This window comes from Pontibacter sp. CAU 1760 (assembly GCF_054482735.1).
In genome coordinates this window covers 63,928-79,393 of record NZ_JBTLRL010000002.1, presented here as the reverse complement: position 1 = coordinate 79,393, position 15,466 = coordinate 63,928, and the positions used below count along the sequence as shown (strand labels likewise).

15 protein-coding genes are annotated in these 15,466 nt (G+C 50.9%); 7 read left to right on the top strand and 8 right to left on the bottom strand.

The genetic code is table 11. From position 1 onward, the window contains the following. Positions 1 to 74: 74 nt before the first annotated feature. The 3 genes from ACXYMU_RS02940 to ACXYMU_RS02930 all read right to left on the bottom strand — a co-directional run bounded on the left by ACXYMU_RS02940 (position 75) and on the right by ACXYMU_RS02930 (position 3,379). A complete protein-coding gene (locus ACXYMU_RS02940) occupies positions 75 to 614 on the bottom strand; it encodes a GNAT family N-acetyltransferase (RefSeq protein WP_458984856.1) in 540 nt (179 codons plus the stop codon). A 35-nt stretch (positions 615 to 649) separates the two neighbouring features. Further along, positions 650 to 2,407 carry an aspartate--tRNA ligase gene (aspS, locus tag ACXYMU_RS02935; RefSeq protein ID WP_458984855.1) on the bottom strand — a complete coding sequence of 586 codons (1,758 nt, stop codon included), beginning with the start codon at positions 2,405 to 2,407 and terminating at the stop codon, positions 650 to 652. A gap of 75 nt (positions 2,408 to 2,482) precedes the next feature. Next, positions 2,483 to 3,379, bottom strand: a complete 897-nt coding sequence (locus ACXYMU_RS02930) for a glycerophosphodiester phosphodiesterase (protein WP_458984854.1) — start codon at positions 3,377 to 3,379, stop codon at positions 2,483 to 2,485. A gap of 81 nt (positions 3,380 to 3,460) precedes the next feature. On the opposite strand from ACXYMU_RS02930, the gene ACXYMU_RS02925 reads away from it, so the two are divergent. Further along, entirely contained in the window at positions 3,461 to 5,089 is a 1,629-nt protein-coding gene (locus ACXYMU_RS02925; RefSeq protein WP_458984853.1) for a glycosyltransferase family 39 protein, read from the top strand. A gap of 5 nt (positions 5,090 to 5,094) precedes the next feature. On the opposite strand, the gene ACXYMU_RS02920 is transcribed toward ACXYMU_RS02925, so the two are convergent. Next, positions 5,095 to 5,490, bottom strand: coding sequence for a GtrA family protein (locus ACXYMU_RS02920; RefSeq protein ID WP_458984852.1), 396 nt, complete (start codon positions 5,488 to 5,490; stop codon positions 5,095 to 5,097). A gap of 442 nt (positions 5,491 to 5,932) precedes the next feature. Continuing rightward, entirely contained in the window at positions 5,933 to 6,379 is a 447-nt protein-coding gene (locus ACXYMU_RS02915) for a hypothetical protein (RefSeq protein WP_458984851.1), read from the bottom strand. 224 nt (positions 6,380 to 6,603) lie between these two features. On the opposite strand from ACXYMU_RS02915, the gene ACXYMU_RS02910 reads away from it, so the two are divergent. From ACXYMU_RS02910 to ACXYMU_RS02900, 3 genes are all read left to right on the top strand, one after another. Further along, positions 6,604 to 7,158, top strand: a complete 555-nt coding sequence (locus tag ACXYMU_RS02910) for a hypothetical protein (RefSeq protein WP_458984850.1) — start codon at positions 6,604 to 6,606, stop codon at positions 7,156 to 7,158. A 159-nt stretch (positions 7,159 to 7,317) separates the two neighbouring features. Next, positions 7,318 to 7,773, top strand: coding sequence for a nucleoside deaminase (locus ACXYMU_RS02905; protein WP_458984849.1), 456 nt, complete (start codon positions 7,318 to 7,320; stop codon positions 7,771 to 7,773). Positions 7,774 to 7,847: 74 nt separating this feature from the next. Next, entirely contained in the window at positions 7,848 to 8,456 is a 609-nt protein-coding gene (locus ACXYMU_RS02900) for a superoxide dismutase (protein ID WP_458984848.1), read from the top strand. A 93-nt stretch (positions 8,457 to 8,549) separates the two neighbouring features. Here the strand turns inward: ACXYMU_RS02900 and ACXYMU_RS02895 are convergent, their stop codons facing one another. Then, complete coding sequence (locus tag ACXYMU_RS02895) at positions 8,550 to 10,778, bottom strand: protein-disulfide reductase DsbD family protein (protein ID WP_458984847.1); 2,229 nt, start codon at positions 10,776 to 10,778, stop codon at positions 8,550 to 8,552. A 553-nt stretch (positions 10,779 to 11,331) separates the two neighbouring features. Between ACXYMU_RS02895 and ACXYMU_RS02890 the strand changes: the two genes are divergently transcribed. The 3 genes from ACXYMU_RS02890 to ACXYMU_RS02880 all read left to right on the top strand — a co-directional run bounded on the left by ACXYMU_RS02890 (position 11,332) and on the right by ACXYMU_RS02880 (position 13,638). Then, the gene (locus tag ACXYMU_RS02890; RefSeq protein ID WP_458984846.1) at positions 11,332 to 11,631 is read left to right on the top strand and encodes a hypothetical protein; all 300 of its coding nucleotides are present in this window, start codon (positions 11,332 to 11,334) and stop codon (positions 11,629 to 11,631) included. Between the two features lie 228 nt (positions 11,632 to 11,859). Continuing rightward, positions 11,860 to 13,176, top strand: a complete 1,317-nt coding sequence (locus ACXYMU_RS02885; protein WP_458984845.1) for a hemolysin family protein — start codon at positions 11,860 to 11,862, stop codon at positions 13,174 to 13,176. Between the two features lie 6 nt (positions 13,177 to 13,182). Beyond that, positions 13,183 to 13,638 (top strand): hemerythrin domain-containing protein, encoded by a 456-nt coding sequence (locus ACXYMU_RS02880; protein WP_458984844.1) that lies wholly within the window; start codon positions 13,183 to 13,185, stop codon positions 13,636 to 13,638. On the opposite strand, the gene ACXYMU_RS02875 is transcribed toward ACXYMU_RS02880, so the two are convergent. Then, positions 13,631 to 14,155, bottom strand: coding sequence for a gamma carbonic anhydrase family protein (locus ACXYMU_RS02875; RefSeq protein WP_458984843.1), 525 nt, complete (start codon positions 14,153 to 14,155; stop codon positions 13,631 to 13,633). The genes ACXYMU_RS02880 and ACXYMU_RS02875 overlap by 8 nt on opposite strands. Before the next feature lie 171 nt (positions 14,156 to 14,326). Further along, positions 14,327 to 15,304, bottom strand: coding sequence for a radical SAM protein (locus ACXYMU_RS02870; protein ID WP_458984842.1), 978 nt, complete (start codon positions 15,302 to 15,304; stop codon positions 14,327 to 14,329). Positions 15,305 to 15,466 lie beyond the last annotated feature (162 nt).

Here is a 15,466-nt window from a genome sequence, read left to right as displayed (position 1 = left end):
ATTTATAAAGCGGAAGCGGCTGCCCTGTATAGAGCAGCCGCTTTCGCTTTATAGACTGTATGAGTCCAGTTATACTATAGGTTCAGCGTCATGATGATGTTCTCGGTTCCGTTATCGGGAGTAAGCTCTGATTGTCTGCCCTCCACCGTGAAACCGGCGTTCTCATACAGGTGTACTGCGTTTTTGTTGCCGCGGGCTACCTGCAGGCACAGCACCTGCAAGTGGTGCTGCTTACGGGCCCAGGCAATTGCCTCGCGCAACAGAATAGAGCCTAAGCCTTTGTTATGGTATGCCTCTAGTATACCCATCGAAATCAAGCCAGAATGATCATCGTGATTGTCGTCGCTCCCGGTCAGGTCGATGTTGCCGACCACCTCTCCGTTGTGCAGGGCCAGCAAGAGCAAGCTGTTTGGGTTCAGGCGCAAGGCTTGTATCCATTTGGCCTCATCAGCCACCGTCTGCTCTAAATCCTCTGGCGAAACGATCAGGTAGCGGCTCGTGAAAACATACTCGCGTACCGTTTCCAACAGCGCTTTTGAATCCGCTACTTTACCTTCCCGGATCAAGATTATCTCACCCGTCTTTAACTCGTACTCCTGCGCTGCTACCTTCACCTTTGTCGGATAAGAAATGATAAAAGACCCGCGACTTATTGCGGCAGGTTCTTCATGCGTATGTGTAACTCCTCCAGCTGCTGATCTGCTATGGATGAAGGAGCGTCAATCATGACATCGCGGCCTGAGTTGTTTTTCGGGAAAGCGATATAGTCACGGATGGACTCCGAGCCACCGAACAGCGAGCAAAGCCTGTCGAAGCCGAAGGCGATACCACCGTGTGGCGGCGCACCGTACTCAAAGGCGTTCATCAGGAAGCCAAACTGCGCCTCTGCCTCTGCTGCCGAGAAGCCCAGCAAACGGAACATCTGCTCCTGCAACCTGCGATTGTGGATACGGATAGAGCCACCGCCAACTTCCACACCATTGATTACCATGTCATACGCATTCGCGCGGATATCGCCCGGACGGTAGTCGATCAGTTGCAGGTCTTCAGGCTTTGGCGACGTGAACGGGTGGTGCATGGCATGGTAGCGCTGCGATTCCTCATCCCACTCCAACAGCGGGAAGTCTACCACCCATAGCGGAGCGAAAACATTCTTGTCGCGCAACCCTAACTGCTCGCCCATCTCCAGGCGCAGCTCGTTCAGGGCCTTGCGTGTTTTATCTGCTTTCCCGGCTAAAATCAATAACAAGTCGCCCGGCTGGGCATCAAAAGCAGCTCCCCAGGCAGCCAGGTCCTCGGCCGTGAAGAATTTATCCACAGAAGACTTAATGCTGCCATCGTCGTTCACACGGGCGTATACCAAGCCTGTTGCACCGATCTGCGGGCGCTTCACAAAGTTAGTCAGCTCGTCGAGTTGCTTGCGGGTATAGCCGGCAGCGCCTTTGGCATTGATTCCCACCACCAGTTCCGCATCGTCGAATACCGGGAAGCCTTTCTGCTGAGCCAGCTCGTTCAACTCCACAAAGCGCATGTCGAAACGGATATCCGGCTTGTCTGAGCCATAGAGCTTCATGGCATCGGCATAGGTCATGCGCGGCAGTTTCTCGATGGTGATGCCCTTCACTGCTTCGAAGAGATGCTTTACAAAGCCTTCGAAAACCTTCAGGATATCTTCCTGCGTCACGAAAGACATCTCGCAGTCTATTTGGGTAAACTCTGGCTGGCGGTCGGCGCGCAGGTCCTCGTCGCGAAAGCATTTCACAATCTGGAAATACTTGTCGAAACCCGACACCATCAGCAACTGCTTAAAGGTCTGCGGCGACTGCGGCAAGGCGTAAAACTCACCCGGGTTCATGCGGCTCGGCACCACAAAGTCACGGGCGCCCTCTGGCGTGGACTTGATGAGCACCGGCGTCTCCACCTCGATAAAGAAATGGCTGTCCAGGTAATTGCGGGCTTCGCGCATCATGCGGTGGCGCAGCTCCAGGTTACGGCGGACAGGCGTGCGGCGCAGGTCCAGGTAACGGTACTTCATGCGCAGGTCATCGCCTCCGTCGGTCTCATCCTCAATCAGGAACGGCGGCAGCTTAGAGGGGTTCAGTACTTCCAGTTTGGTTACCTTCACCTCTACCTCGCCCGTCGGTATTTTCTCATTCTTCGAGAAACGCTCGATCACTTTGCCGGTTGCCCGCACCACATACTCGCGGCCCAGGGCACGTGCCTGCTCCAGCAGCGTTGGCGGCGTAATGCCCTCCTCAAACGAAAGCTGCGTAATGCCATAGCGGTCACGGAGGTCCACCCATACCATACCGCCTTTGTCGCGGAGGCGCTGCACCCAACCTGTCAGAATAACTTCCTCGTTCTTGTTATATAGGCGGAGTTCACCGCACGTGTGTGTTCTAAGCATAATCTATTTCAGTAATTCTATATAATGCAAATGTACTAATTTGTAAGTTGCTATAACCCGCAAGGGCGAAAGATGTTAGTCCACCATCCGCCGCATAGCCGCCACATCATTCACCTGGATGGCATTTGGTTCCATCTCGATCATTTTGGCAATACGGGAATTGGACTTGCCGCCGAAAAGCACCACTTGCAGCCCCTGCTGCCTGGCCGCCTGCACCTGCTCTTTGGTAGCGTCGCGACCGTTGGCGCAGATGCCGCTTAAGCCATGCGCCTGCACCTGCTGCTGTGTTTCTTCAAAGCTTCCTGCCGCATCGAGCAGCAGCGTGGCAGCCGGTTCCTCTATCTTAAAAGCCTTCAGGAATTCGGGATCCGGCGAGATGAAGGCAAGCTTTGCCAGCGGGTAATCATACGCCTGCAAAAGGCGCAGCACTGTTTTGGCATAATTACTATACCGGCTTGTATCATAATTACGCAGGTCGATGTGCAGGTAAGGGAGATCCTCGTAAGTGCTGAAAAGCTCCAGCGCCTCCCGCAGCGTGATAATCTGCTCCTGCTGAAACAAATCGTAAAGCAGGCCCTCTTGATACTTTAAGCCTACCACCTGCGCCGCATTCAGGTTCTGGATCGTATCCTGCCTTCCGGTGGTGGCTACAAGCGTCCCGTCATGGTACAGCACTAACACCCCGTCTTTTGTCAGCTGCACATCCAGTTCCAGTCCATCCGCCCCATGCGCTTCGAGGGCCTTTCTGATAGACGCCCTGCTATTTGCAGGCAGCGGGTTGTAAGGGTTGAGCGGTGACACAAACCCGGACCCGCCATGGCCAAGCACCAGCACGTTAGCCCCCTTGTACCGGGAGGCGTAATAAAACTCGCGTCCCATATATACCAACACACCGACTACCCCTAATCCCAGCATCAGCTTGGGCAGCAGTCGTGCAGGTCGCTTTCTTACGTTTTGCCTGGCGTTTAGCATGGTGTAATTCAATTTAAATAGCGAAGTTAACACCAATTCTTTTTAATTCCCCTTAAATTTGTGCAGTCCTATCACCCACTCATGCCAAATATTACAAAAACCACAAAAAACTATTCTTCCACCAGCCCGCTTGGGCGCAGCGCGACGGAAGGTTACCTGGTGCCACTCTGGCTGATCATGCTGGTTGCCTTTGTGATTCGCATGGCAGCGGCATTCTTCTCAGAGGGTTTCGCCTTCAGCGATGACCACTTCGATGTAATCACCATCGCCCAGGGGTGGGTGGATGGGCTACCGCTTTGGCTGAACGAGGACATGCCGCCGCGCCACAGCATGCTTTACGCCCTCCTGCATTACGGCATATTCTATACCCTGGAGGGGTTAGGAGTTTACCATCCGGAAACGAAAATGACGGTCGTGCGCGTCCTGCATGGTCTTTACTCGCTGCTGGTGGTGTACTTTGGGTATAAAATTACCGCATTGCTTTCCAACAAACGCAATGCGCGCCTGGTAGGGCTGATGCTGGCACTGGTATGGTTCATGCCTTTCATGAGCGTGCGCAACCTGGTGGAGATGGTCTGCATCCCCCCTTACCTGGCAGCCTTTTACCTGATGGCAAAGCAGGAACAAAAAGAGCGGCAACCGATGATGCCCTATTTTTGGGCAGGGGCACTGTTTGCGCTGGCTTTTACCATACGGTACCATACGGTAATATTTGGGGCGGGCGCTGGGTTGGTGTTGCTCTACTGCCGCCAGTGGCGCGCTGCGCTTGGCATGCTGCTAGGCTTCGCTGTCACTGCTTTCCTGGTGCAAGGCACTATCGATATAATCTTTTTCGATTATCCTTTCCATTCCATTGTCGCCTACTTCCTGTATAACTCCGAGAATGCCGAGAACTTCAGCACCGGGCCCGTGTACCGCTTTGCCCTGACGGTGCTGGGCTTTCTGGTTCCGCCGGTAAGCGCGTTTCTGGTGTTCGGGTATGCGCGTACCGTTAAGCTGGCCCCAACGCTGTTCTGGGGAGGACTGCTGTTTTTTGTGGCGCACTCACTTTTCCCCAACAAGCAGGAGCGCTTTATACTCCCCCTCCTCCCGCTTATAATGATTCTCGGCTTGATTGGGTGGCAGCAGTTTGTGCAGACCTCTGCTTTCTGGCAGCGTCGGCGCAAACTGTTGGCTTGGAGTTGGGGCTTTTTCTGGGTGCTGAACATCGTGGCGGCTGTGGGGATGGCTTTTACCTATACAAAAAAGAGTCGGGTCGCCCCGCTGGTATACCTCTCGGAGAAAGCAGGTATGGATGGAATTGTGCTGGAGTTCGGTAACCACAGCGTTAAAAAGCCACCTCTCTTCTACCTCGGCCACATGAGCGCTGAGTACGATAAGTATATGACCGATGAGGACAAAGTGTGGCAGGAATACCTGACGGGGCAAAAGCAACTGCCTGCCGATTTTGTGATGGTCTATACCTTGAATGAGGATAAAACCCCGGCCCACCTGCAGCAAGAGTTAGATGCCTCGGCTCAGAAACCGGATTATGTGGTAGTGGTGGGCACCGATGATTTGAAGGAGCGATTGGAGCGGCTGCACCAGGTCTTCCCGCAGTTGGTGCTAGAGCACACCGTGTCGCCGTCGCTCTACGACAAAGTGCTGCACCTCCTGAACCCCCGGGTGCACAAAGACGAGCAGGTGCAAATATATAAGGTGCTGCCTTAGCAACGCTAGCGTGTAAAGGTATAGAGGTAGTTGATGGAGAAGTTCCAGAAGAAAACCAGAATAATGGCGATAAACTTGGCTACGTAGAAGTTAAGCTTTGTTCTATCGGCTAGGACATAGATAATAAAGTTATTGAGCAGCAGCCCAGCCAGGGCGATTACCAGAAATTTCGAGAACTGCCACCCTATTTCAGGGTCCAGGCTATGGAAGGTCCAGATGCGGTTGAGGTAATAATTGTTGACGCTGGCTACTGTAAAACCAAGGCTATTGGCCACATACTTGTTCCAGCGTAGCTTTTCCTTACCTAAGTAGGTGATGCCAAAGTCCAGCAGAAGCCCTACAAAGCCCACTACCCCGAATTTCACAAATTTAAAGAAGAGATTATGGATGCTTTCGGTCATTCAATCCGGCTTTACACTCACAGATCAAGCCTGACTGCAAGGAGCGAGTAACACTAGCGGCAAAAATAAAAAGCTGTAGCTTTGCAACCAATTCTTATTTGCAGGGATCTTCTCACTAAACGGTGACTTTAGGTTTTACCTAGCGTACCGTTAAGAGCGAAAAGGATAAGCGTTAGAAATTTGAATTCTGAGAACGGCAGTTTACTTTGGCTTATAGTCGATCTAAAAAAATATTCTGATTAAATAAAGACTAGAACGCTGTTCTTACGTTAAGTAAAGTAAGGAATAAAAGTAATATGTATAGCGCTTGTTGCGCTATCATATCAAAAGGGCACTCATATTAAGGGGGTAGTGCCCTTCCGATCCAAACAACCACAATGACGTTTAAAAAAGAAGCCGTACTCACTGAGTACGGCTTCTTTTATTTGCTATGTGGCAAACGCTATTTGAATAAGCCGCCCAGTTTTCCGCCTATACCCTTGGTTACCGCATCTTTCAGTCCGCCGCCTACCAGGCTGCCCATGATATCCGACTGGCTCATACCCTCTGAGGTAACCTTGTTGGAGAACTTGTTCATGATAAACGTGATCACAAACGGTGCGACCTGCTTCGCCACCGACTCTGGCACACCTAATTTGGAGGTTAAATCGCTTACATAGTTGTTGATGACGCTGTTGACCCCAGAGCTTTCGGTAGCCCCCTTATTTCCTTTCAGCACATCCATAATGCCCCCGAAGTCGCCGCTGGAGGCGCGGTTTTTCATTTCACCCATCAGGTTGTCCTTCGCCAGGTCCACCGACCTGTTGGCAGTATCCGGCTGCAGGTTGTACTTGCTTTGTAATTCACCTGTCAGCTGCCCCTTCACGTTGTTAATGATGTTTTCTAGCATAATTGTCTCTGATTATATTCTTCCCTGTAATTTATGTCAGGCCCTTGCCATACCTCCTCAGCGATTGCGCTGCTGCATAGCGCCTCTAAACATAAACGGAGAACCGCCCCAGAAGATATTCATACTCCAACCAAAAGGTCACCACAATAGATTGGCAGAATAATTGCATCTAAAAGAGCCGCACCCTTATGCCCATTTAGTCTTAGCTTTACCGAATCAATTATATGAACATGCGATACATAGCCTTTTTAGCCATTCTATTCCTTGCGGGAGTGGCCTTTGCACAGCCCAAGCTCAAGAAAATACAGCTCAGCAAGAACCTGACCGTGATGCTGCCCCGTGATTTCACCCCTCTGTCAGACGATGGCATCGCCCGCAAGTATCCGGCCTCTACCAAGCCGCTCGCCGTGTATACCAGCCCGAACGAATTAGTGGACTTCAGTGTGACCCAGAAAAAATCGGGGTTCAGGGCCCAAGACCTGGATATGCTGCGGGAGTTTTACAAAGCCAACTTGCTAGAGACCTTCAGCAAGGTGGACTTTATCCGGCAAGAGGTGACGAAGGTGAAGGGGCAGGATTTTATTGTGTTCGAGTTTGTTTCGTCTGTAGAGGATGAGCGTGGCACCACTAACCTGGCCCCGATGCAGAAGTACAGCATTGTGCAGTATACCATTGTGGGTAACCAACTGATGATCTTCACGCTGCATACCCCTTTCGTGATGAAAAATGAGTGGCAGCAACCAGCCCGCGAAATCATGGGCTCCATCCAAATGAAGTAAACCTATAGCTATACCCATGAAAGCCTCTCTATTCAGGAGAGGCTTTTTTGATTCTTCCTGGCTGTGCTTTATTTTTGAATAACAGACCAACGCTTGTTCCTGCTTGATTGCCTTCTGGCACCGCCCGTTCCACTAACTCATATTTGACCGCAATACCCTATGGCAACCGACTTCTTATCCATTTACAGCGACGATCATTTTATGCAGCAAGCCTATGTGCAGGCCCAGCAGGCTGCCAAGGAGGGCGAGGTGCCCATCGGGGCAGTAATCGTTGCCAACAACCGCATCATCGCCAAGGCCTATAACCAGACCGAGAAGTTAAATGACGTGACGGCACATGCCGAGATGCTGGCCTTTACCGCTGCTTCGGAATACCTGGGCAACAAATACCTGCACGACTGTACCCTGTACGTAACCGTGGAGCCCTGCGTGATGTGCGCCGGGGCGAGCTACTGGGCGCAGCTAAAACGCGTGGTGTTCGGAACATCTGAGCCCAAACGCGGTTATAGACGGGTAGGCAACCTGCTGCACCCCAAAACCGAGATGGTAAGCGGGGTTATGGCGCAGGAATGTGCTGACCTGATGGCCTCCTTCTTTGCGGCTAAAAGAAATTAACTAACTTTGAAAGCAAGACGTACACTGAAGTCAAGTGTATAAACATCATTTTCAACCATTAACCACATAAAACTATGGCCTTCGAACTTCCGAACCTACCTTATGCTTACGACGCCCTGGAGCCGCACATCGATGCGCGCACCATGGAAATCCACCATACAAAACACCACCAGGCTTATACCACTAACCTGAACAACGCCATCCAAGGCACTGATTTAGAGGGTAAGTCTATTGAAGAGATCCTGAAAAATGTGAATGGCAAAACAGCGGTTCGCAACAATGGCGGCGGCTACTACAACCATAACCTTTTCTGGACAGTCCTGTCGCCAAACGGCGGTGGCCAGCCATCCGGCGAGTTAGCCGATGCCATCAACAGCGCTTTTGGTTCTTTCGATGCCTTTAAGGAAGAGTTCAACAAAGCTGCGGCTACGCGTTTTGGTTCTGGCTGGGCTTGGTTATGTGTAGAGAAAGGCGGCAAACTGAGTGTTTGCTCCACAGCTAACCAGGACTCCCCGATCATGGATGTTGACCAGGCTTGCGGCGGCCAGCCAATCCTTGGACTGGACGTATGGGAGCATGCTTACTACCTGAACTACCAGAACCGTCGCCCGGATTATATCAGCGCCTTCTGGAACGTAGTAAACTGGGAAGAAGTAACCCGTCGCTACAATGAGGCAAAGTAACTCGTGTAGACGTTAGATTTTAAACTGACTCTCAAACAAAAATCCCCGCCATTGCTGGCGGGGATTTTTTGTTTAATGGCTATACATTAAGTATTATCTCTGAGCAACTGAGGGCTGGTTGTGGGTAGCCTTGTAAGCTAATACACCGGCATCCAGAAACTCCACGAAGTTCTCTACGCTCAGGTCATAAGCAATGGGCTTTACCAATACGTTCTCCTGCGCATCCATCAGCACATAATAAGGCTGGGCGTTTACGTTGAACTTCGTGATTTGGTAGTCCGCATATTTCTTGCCAATGGTTTTCTTCTCTTTGCCGTCGTAGGTGCTGGTATACTGCTCGGCTTTGGCCAGCTCCGTCTTGTCGTCCACGTATAGGGCCACAATCACATAGTTTTCGTTCAGCCGCTGCAGCACTGCCGGGTCCGACCATACATTGGCTTCCATCTCGCGGCAGTTCACGCAGCCGTGCCCTGTAAAGTCGATAAAGATGGGCTTGCCAATTGCCGCCGCACATGCTTTGGCTTGCTCCAGGTCAAAGTAGCCTTGCAGCCCGTGAGGCAGCTCAAATGTATCGCCATACTTGGGTGGGTCGCACAACTGGTTAGCGGTAGCCGTGCTGGCGCTACTCCCCCTGTTCTCGCGAATCACGCTGGTCAGGTCGAAGTCGTGGGTTGATTGCGGCGGCAGGTACCCAGCCAGGGCTTTTAGCGGAGCACCAAACAAGCCCGGTATCAGGTAAACCACGAAGCCGAACGTCGCTACAGCCAGCAGCAGGCGCGGCACACTGATGTATGGCAGGTCAGAGTCATGGGAAAACTTGAGCTTGCCCAACAGGTAAAAGCCCATAAGCGCAAATATCACGATCCAGAGCGCAAGGTATACCTCCCGATCCAGAATCCCCCAATGGTATACCTGGTCCGCCACGCTCAGGAACTTCAGTGCCAGGGCAAGTTCGATAAAGCCCAGCACCACCTTTACGGAGTTAAGCCAGCCACCGGACTTCGGAAGCCCGCTCAGCCACGAAGGGAATGCGGCAAACAAGGTAAAAGGCAAGGCAAAGGCCAGCGAAAATCCAAACATGCCGGCCACCGGCCGCAAGGTTTCGCCACCGGCCGAGGCGACCAGAATGCTGCCTACAATGGGCCCGGTGCAGGAGAAAGAGACCAGCGCTAGCGTAAACGCCATGAAGAACACCCCGATCCAGCCGCCTTTGTCGGCCTGGGCATCCACCTTGGTCAGCCACGAACTTGGCAGTGTAATCTCGAACATGCCGAAAAACGACATCGCAAAAATCAGGAAGATAGCGAAGAACAACACGTTAGGTAGCCAATGCGTGCTGAGGAAGTTAGCCCCATCCGCCCCAAACAACTTCGACACTACCGTACCAATAAGGGTATAAATAGCGATGATAGACAAGCCATACACCACTGCTTTCAGGATCGCCTGCCCTTTGCTCCCGCTGCTTCCTGTAAAAAAGCTCACCGTCATGGGTACCATCGGAAATACGCAGGGTGTTAGAAGGGCGATAAGGCCAGAGCCAAAAGCCACCAGCATAAAAGCCCAGAGGCTGCCTTCCCCGCTTGCCGACACAGGCACATCGGTTATTGCCTGCTCCGATGCCATGGCAGGAAGTGGCTCATCGTCGCTGTCAAAAGCTGCTGATGCGCCCACTGTGGTATCTTGCTGCTCAAATACATCCAAAGGCAGGTTACCTCCAGCCGCCTCAGGCAAGACTGTCTCCTGGTTTCCCTGGGGCGACTCCAGGGCTGCTTCTTCTTTAGGCTGTGGCGAGTCTGTACCTGCAGGCGCTGCTTTTACAGCACCTGTCACGGTGAGCTGTTTGTTCGTGAAGCTGAACGCATCATCAAACGGAATGCAGCGTCCGTCCACATCGGTGCAAACCTGATACTCATAACTGCCTTTTATCGATACATCCGGCTTCAGTATTCTTACCTTCTGCCGGAACTGTGCCTTCCCGACAAAATAGGTATACTCCCCCTCCCAAATGTCATCATACTTCTTTTTCGGGTTGATGGCCTTTATTTTGCCTACCAGCTCATAAGACGGATGCTTCTGGAATTTAAACTCTGTGACCATCGGCCCTAGGTCCGGGTCAAAATCAGAAGAATAGAGGTACCAGTCCTTATCGATCAGCACATTGAAGATCAACTCTAATTCTTCACCCACAGCTACTTGTCTTTTTGACACATCGTAGCTCCAGGTGGCGGGTTTCAGTACCTGCGCCTGCGTTGTTATAGCAGCCAATACCAGCAGGCAGGCAGCCCATACTTTTATACCTTTAATAATATGTGTGTTTTTCATGATGCATTGTTCAGGTAGCTGCTCGTAAACCGCGCACATTTCTGCGGATGGCAATTTGCAGCACAGCTACAAAAGTAATCAATTTCAGCCTGATCTGGCCTTACCCGTATCTAGCTTTGGACAAACAACCCGTACGGAATGCTTTATGTTGCCACTAGCAGTATAAAATACCAGCTTTAGCTCAATCCCTTTCCCACTGGCGGCAAATTAATCCCGCCAGACATAGATTTTCTAAGTAAGCGATACAATTCAACAGCGCCATAATGCCTATTAGAACTATAGAGCAGCGATTTCTATTCTCCAGAGCTCCTTAAGTCAATCAATTAAGTACAATTATTTATTTATATAGTAAAAACTATATGTAAATTATTAACATTAATTATAAATAATTATGATTTTTTAATACTACATTTGCTTTGCACTCGTATTTAGGATGTCCACCTGCTAATTGACGACGTTAACCACAAATACCTTAAATAGTGTAACCCATATAGTATACAGTCAAAAATTACTTACAATATTTACATTATAAATCTCTTAAAACGCAGCAGATATGATTAAAAACTTACCAAGCTATGTTGATTACGCTCTTCGCACAGAGTGCGGGAAAAGCTTCGACAATGTCTTTAAAGCGATCAAGTTGATCCGTGATGAAGCCCACAACTTCCATGTGGTTTACAAAACCTTTTCAGACGAATACATCTATTCTTTTTGCAATCCTTTTTTGGATGAGCTCTCTACGAATGTATACAGGATCATTTCGGAAGTGGAGGCGAAGCAGATTTTCCAGCACCGCCTAACGCATGAGAATGCCCAAGAACTATTTTGCCCAGCCCAAACAAACAGAACCTAACTTGTATTCCCGATAACAGGATTACATATCTGCGAATATAAGAAGGTGCCTCTCGGCACCTTTTTGTTTTTTCCCCGTTTCCGGATTTCTATATATAAAAATCCCTCTCAGCGCTTGCTGGGGCCCTTGGGATAATGTTTTCGGTGCAAGCTTGCGTACTCTTATAGTAAAAGCACGTATTTTATTTAATTTTACAGCTTTGCTGCTACTTCACAGCAAAAACACACTATGGCATTAGACATACTCCTAACAATATTCTTAGTTCTATTAAACGGTTTTTTTGTTGCGGCTGAATTTGCGATCGTGAAGGTACGCGCCTCGCAGATTGAACTGCGGGCACAAACTGGCAGCACCATGGCCAAGCTTGCCCAAAATATGCTCACCCACCTGGACGCCTACCTGTCGGCCACGCAATTGGGGATCACCCTCGCCTCGCTTGGGTTGGGATGGATCGGGGAGAGCGTAGTGTCCCAGATCGTGATCAACGTCATGACCTTCTTTGGTTTTAGCGGTAGCGAAGAACTAGCGCACCAGATTGCCTTGCCTATCTCTTTTGCCATCATCACGGTGCTGCACATTGTGTTTGGCGAGCTGGCCCCGAAATCACTGGCCATCCAGCGTTCTGAGGCTACCTCGCTGGCAGTCGCGCTTCCGTTGCGCTTCTTTTACATTCTCTTCAAGCCATTTATCTGGCTCCTGAACGGCCTCGCCAACATGGTGCTGCGCGCCATGGGCATCCAGGCAGTGCATGGGGCTGAGGTACACTCGGCGGAGGAACTGCGCTTGCTGTTTGAACAGAGCGTGGAGAGCGGCGCCATCCAGAATGCCCACCACGAACTGATCGAGAATGTGTTTGAATTTAATGAGCGCATGGTGAAGCAGATTTTGGTACCCCGCACCAAAATGGTAGCTGTTGATGTGAATATATCAGAGCATGAGCTCATGGAGCTGATTTTTAATGAAGGCTACTCGCGCCTCCCGGTATACAGCGGCAACATCGATAATATCCTCGGCATCCTGTATGTGAAGGACATTCTAAGCATTGTGCGCCGCGGTGAGCCCATCGTGATTGAGCAGCTGATGCGCCCAGCCTATTTTGTGCCGGAAACCAAGAAAATCAACCTGCTGCTGAAGCAGTTCCAGCGCCGCCACCTGCACATGGCCGTTGCCACCGACGAGTTCGGCGGCGTGTCAGGCATTGTTACCATCGAGGACATTATTGAGGAGTTGGTGGGTGAGATTCAGGATGAGTATGATGAGGAAGTGCCGATTGTGCAGAAGGTCGGTGATTTTGACTTTAAAGTGAGCGGATCTGCCACTATCTCGGATGCCAATGACTTTTTGCCTTACCCATTGCCTGAGGGGGAGGATTACGAAACTGTGGGGGGCTTACTGAACGTTATTTACGGCCAAATTCCGGAAAACCTAAACGAAGTGACCGACTTCAACGAGTACGAAGTGCGGGTGCTGGAGAAATCAGAGCGGCGCGTGGAGTGGGTACTCTTTCGGGTGCGCACGGAAGAAATGCAGGAAACGGAAAACTAAACCCTCATGAAACGCCACCTCAGCCTGATCCCGATCTCGCGGCAGCACCACGGTGGCCTGCTCACAGCGCGCCTGCTGCAGCATGACGCGCCTCCGTACAAAGGGTTGCCGACTACACCCAATGATAAGAAAGACTACCTGCTCCGGTTTTACAAAGAGCACCTGCAACCGCATTTTGAACTAGAGGAACAGACTGTTTTCGCCATAACCGATACACTGCCTGACAACCTGGCCCGGCTGGCCGCACAACTTACTGCAGAGCATCAACAGCTCACAGCATTCATCCGGGCCCTGCCGGATGCCTCTGAAGCAGCGCTGCCTGCACAACTGCACGAGATCGGTGTATTACTAGAGCAGCATATCCGCACGGAAGAACGGGAGTTTTTCGAGCAGTTGCAGCAGCAACTGCCTGAAGACAGGCTGCTGCAACTGGGCAGTTTGGTGGAGCGTCTTGCTAACTAAGGTTCCGGCCAGTAAACCAGCTGCTGTACAGCACGTAATTGTCGGCTACTTTGGCTAACCCAGCCACCTGCTCCGGGCTCAGCTGCTTTACCTTTTTTGCCGGAATACCGGCATAAATAAATCCCGACTCACATACCGTGTTTTCCAGCACAATAGCGCCCGCCGCAATAATACAGTTGTTTTGCACCAGGGCATTGTCCATTACAATAGAGCCCATCCCGATCAGTACGTTATCCTGTACGGTGCAGCCATGCACAATGGCGTTGTGCCCGATCGTCACATTGCTGCCGATGGTGGTGGCCGCTCTCTCATACGTGCAATGAATCACGGCACCGTCCTGGATGTTTGACTTGTCCCCGATGCGGATGCTGTTCACATCGCCCCGGATAACGGCATTGAACCAAACAGAGCACTCATCGCCCATCACCACATCGCCTACGATGGTTGCATTCTCAGCAATAAAGCAATCGCTTCCCATCTGCGGCTTCAGGCCTTTTACTGGCAGTATAACTGGCATATTTTTTAACTTTTGAGTGATTAAATCTCGAATAACTGAATACAAGTATATCGCCTACAGGATTTTCGCTGCTATTGTCCTGGATAAACTGAGCAATTAAAGCTAAAGCTTACCCCAGGCATACGGCAGCCTTCCATCAAGCCTTATACCCGGCTTAACGAGCAGCAGGCATTAGATCAATCTTTTCCAGGTGCCCTTGCGGAGGTTATACTTCAGGGTGCTGGGCAGGGCTTTCCAAAAGTATTTATTCACCTCTACCGCGAAACTGGGCTGCATGTAACAGTTGATGGTGCACCCTTCGCAAGCCGGCAACCTCCCCTCCTGTTGCTTCAATGCATCCACTTCATCTGATCTGTACAAGTCATACAGCTTTCCCTGAATAGGATAACTTTTCGTGCCAAGATGGTAGCAGGGCAACACCAATTCGTTTTCCGGTGAGATGACCAGCGTGGTGGAAGCCGCCTTGCAGACAGGGTTCTCCACATGGTTGCCCCCATCCAGCCGCAATTCTACAAAGCCTTCGTTGAGGTATACATGCTTTCGTTTGCCAAAGTCGCTTAGATACCGGAGTTCCTCTGCAGTTAACTGCTCCCCGGTTTCCACGGCGTTATACTCAAAAGCCGGATTGATGATCAACAGCAGTTGGTTAGGCAGCACGATTTGCCGGTATACCTCCTCTAACTGGTGCAGATTGTCGCGGAAAACGGTAAACAGGATATCAGGCCGCTCCCCCAGTTCCCTGGCCACCGCAATCGACTCCATCACAAAATCAAAGCAAGCCACGCCCCTGCCCCTGTCATGCTCCGCACGGTTGGCAGAATCCAGGGAAAAGTGCAGCATGTCTATCTTTCCTTTCAGCCGATGGGCCAATTTGGGGTATAACATGCCGTTGGTGGTAAGCGTTGTGATGAAGCCCATGTTGTGGGCCATCTCCAGCATCTGGTCTATCTGCCGGTGCAACAAAGGCTCTCCCCCTGTAAAATCGATTACCTGCACGCCCAGCCGTTTCAGGTCCAGCAGGTTCTGCCGTACGTCCTCCAGCGTGATGTAAGGAGAAGGTTTTTCCCAGATATCGCAAAACGAGCACTTTGCGTTACAGCGGTAGGTAACGTAGTAGTTGCAAAGCACAGGTTTTGAGGTCAGGCGCATAAGAGGCGTTTCTATCAGTCAAATGTAGGCATTATAGCCGGAAAAAAACGCTGTAACGCGGGCTAGCTTGCTTTGCTTAATTACATAGGATGGGCTACATACGTTGCGAATTAATATAGGCTGCGCTATATTTAGGACAGGTTAGCCAGCCCCTCCGCAGCC

Bases quoted from the DNA above. Each gene is read 5' to 3' on its own strand.
- aspS (WP_458984855.1), bottom strand. From the start codon at position 2,407: ATGCTTAGAACACACACGTGCGGTGAACTCCGCCTATATAACAAGAAC.
- ACXYMU_RS02930 (WP_458984854.1), bottom strand. From the start codon at position 3,379: ATGCTAAACGCCAGGCAAAACGTAAGAAAGCGACCTGCACGACTGCTG.
- ACXYMU_RS02925 (WP_458984853.1), top strand. From the start codon at position 3,461: ATGCCAAATATTACAAAAACCACAAAAAACTATTCTTCCACCAGCCCG.
- ACXYMU_RS02920 (WP_458984852.1), bottom strand. From the start codon at position 5,490: ATGACCGAAAGCATCCATAATCTCTTCTTTAAATTTGTGAAATTCGGG.
- ACXYMU_RS02915 (WP_458984851.1), bottom strand. From the start codon at position 6,379: ATGCTAGAAAACATCATTAACAACGTGAAGGGGCAGCTGACAGGTGAA.
- ACXYMU_RS02910 (WP_458984850.1), top strand. From the start codon at position 6,604: ATGAACATGCGATACATAGCCTTTTTAGCCATTCTATTCCTTGCGGGA.
- ACXYMU_RS02905 (WP_458984849.1), top strand. From the start codon at position 7,318: ATGGCAACCGACTTCTTATCCATTTACAGCGACGATCATTTTATGCAG.
- ACXYMU_RS02900 (WP_458984848.1), top strand. From the start codon at position 7,848: ATGGCCTTCGAACTTCCGAACCTACCTTATGCTTACGACGCCCTGGAG.
- ACXYMU_RS02895 (WP_458984847.1), bottom strand. From the start codon at position 10,778: ATGAAAAACACACATATTATTAAAGGTATAAAAGTATGGGCTGCCTGC.
- ACXYMU_RS02890 (WP_458984846.1), top strand. From the start codon at position 11,332: ATGATTAAAAACTTACCAAGCTATGTTGATTACGCTCTTCGCACAGAG.
- ACXYMU_RS02885 (WP_458984845.1), top strand. From the start codon at position 11,860: ATGGCATTAGACATACTCCTAACAATATTCTTAGTTCTATTAAACGGT.
- ACXYMU_RS02880 (WP_458984844.1), top strand. From the start codon at position 13,183: ATGAAACGCCACCTCAGCCTGATCCCGATCTCGCGGCAGCACCACGGT.
- ACXYMU_RS02875 (WP_458984843.1), bottom strand. From the start codon at position 14,155: ATGCCAGTTATACTGCCAGTAAAAGGCCTGAAGCCGCAGATGGGAAGC.
- ACXYMU_RS02870 (WP_458984842.1), bottom strand. From the start codon at position 15,304: ATGCGCCTGACCTCAAAACCTGTGCTTTGCAACTACTACGTTACCTAC.